This window comes from Pantoea sp. CTOTU49201 (assembly GCF_032054795.1).
Lineage (GTDB): Bacteria > Pseudomonadota > Gammaproteobacteria > Enterobacterales > Enterobacteriaceae > Pantoea > Pantoea symbiotica.
In genome coordinates this window covers 1-1,963 of record NZ_DAMBSA010000597.1, presented here as the reverse complement: position 1 = coordinate 1,963, position 1,963 = coordinate 1, and the positions used below count along the sequence as shown (strand labels likewise).

Annotated in this window: 2 protein-coding genes and 1 riboswitch; both genes read right to left on the bottom strand. The window is 58.5% G+C overall.

What is annotated here, in order from left to right:
• The coding region (gene thiD / locus RTY00_RS24250; RefSeq protein WP_312666671.1) for a bifunctional hydroxymethylpyrimidine kinase/phosphomethylpyrimidine kinase at nt 1-660 on the bottom strand (660 nt) is incomplete at its 3' end.
• Nucleotides 657-1,442, bottom strand: coding sequence for a hydroxyethylthiazole kinase (thiM, locus tag RTY00_RS24245; protein ID WP_312666670.1), 786 nt, complete (start codon nt 1,440-1,442; stop codon nt 657-659). The genes thiM and thiD, both read right to left, overlap by 4 nt.
• 33 nt (nt 1,443-1,475) lie before the next feature.
• Nucleotides 1,476-1,571, bottom strand: a riboswitch (TPP riboswitch).
• Nucleotides 1,572-1,963 lie beyond the last annotated feature (392 nt).

The following is a 1,963-nucleotide window of genomic DNA, read 5'->3' as shown; positions in this document are numbered from 1 at the left end:
TGCCAGCGCGGCGGAGAGCGAGCAACCGGTGCCGTGCGTGTGCCGCGTATTAACACGCGGTGCGGTAAAGCGCTGACGTCCGTCGCGCGTAATCAGCCAATCCGGGCTTTCGGCATCGCTGAGATGCCCGCCCTTCATCAGCACCGCTTCACAGCCGAGATCGAGCAGCGCATCGCCCTGCTGCAACATGGTTTTCTCATCCTGCGCCATCGCGCGTCCCAGCAGCGCAGCGGCTTCCGGCAGGTTTGGCGTGATCAACGACACCTGCGGCAGCAGCAATTCGCGCACGCTGGCTACCGCATCAGGCGACAGCAGCGCATCGCCGCTTTTGGCAATCATCACCGTATCCAGCACCACAAACGGCAGGCTGGCCCGTTTCAGCCGCTCAGCGACCACCTCGACAATCGCGGTTTCGGACAACATGCCAATTTTCGCAGCATCGATGCGCACATCATCCAGCACCGAATCGAGCTGTGCACCGACAAAATCCGGTTCGATGCGATAGACCGATTGCACACCACAGGTGTTTTGCGCCACTAGCGCGGTAATCACGCTGGTGCCATAAGCGCCCAATGCGGAGAAGGCTTTGAGGTCGGCCTGAATACCCGCGCCACCGCTGGGATCGGTGCCGGCAATGGTTAATGCGTTGATGCGTTTCATGCTTTCACCTCCAGCGTCCACAACGTATCGAGGAAGGCAGCAACAAAGCTGCCCGGCCCTGCGACCTGGCGTGCTGCCAGCTCACCGGCCAGCGACATCACGCGGCAAGCCGAAGCCACATGTTGCAGGCGATCGCCTGGCAAACTGGTGAAGGCCGCAACCACCGCTGACAACGCGCAACCGGTGCCAACCACGCGCGTCATCAGCGGGCTGCCGCCGGGAATTGCCAGCGTTTGCGCGCCGTCGGTGACGTAATCGACTTCACCGGTCACCGCCACAATGGTGTTGAAATCACGCGCCAGCTGCTGAGCGGCGCTCAGCGCGGCATCGGCCTGATGCAGACTGTCCACGCCGCGTCCGCCGGTTGCCTGATGCGCCAGGGCGAGAATTTCTGAAGCGTTACCGCGAATCGCCGCAGGTTGCAGGCTCAATAACTGCTGGCAGAAGGCGGTGCGCAGCGTTAATGCGCCGACCGCCACCGGATCCAGCGTCCACGGCGTGCCTGACGCTTGCGCAGCTTGCACCGCCGCCAACATCGCATCACGTCGCTCGCAGGTTAAGGTGCCTACGTTTATCAACAACGCATCGGCAAAACCGGCAAACTGCGCCGCTTCCTCGGGATCGATCACCATCGCGGGTGAGGCTTGCAGTGCCAGCAGCACGTTGGCGGTAAAGGTTTGCACCACGTCATTGGTCATGCAGTGCACCAGCGGCGCTTGCTGACGCAGCAGCTGCAAAGAGTGCGCGAGTTGCGCGGGGGAAAGAAGGTCAGGCTGTTTCATAAGGCTCCCAACCGGCGATCAAGAAGGCGAATGCGGTCAGGCATCTGACTTCCCTACGCTGGCATTATCCAGATCAGGTCAGCGGGTGTATCTCAGCCCTGTATTAGAGGGGCACCCCGAGTCAAAACTACGTTGGCGAGCATAGGGAACAAGCCTGATGAAAGCAAGTTATCGCCACTTTCTCTGTGGATCTTGCTCGCAAAGTTACGTTTTACAGGTTCATCTAACTGATTGAATAAAGTCCTTAAAAACCCTTCTTTTTGCGTGCCATGTCATACTTTGTAATAAATTCCATTGATAATTCGCGTCGCGAAAAATAGCATCCCTCGCAACTTGTTTCATGACGAAACAGTACGGATTTATTAATTGTTCATGGAAGCATCACGGAGGATTTGCTATGCGTAGGATTCCACGCGCCCCGCTCTCTGCGGCCATTATCTCTGCCCTGTTTGCCGGTACCTTTGTCCCTATTCCCTCCGCCCACGCCACGGGTTTTGTCGAAGATTCCACACTCTCTGGCA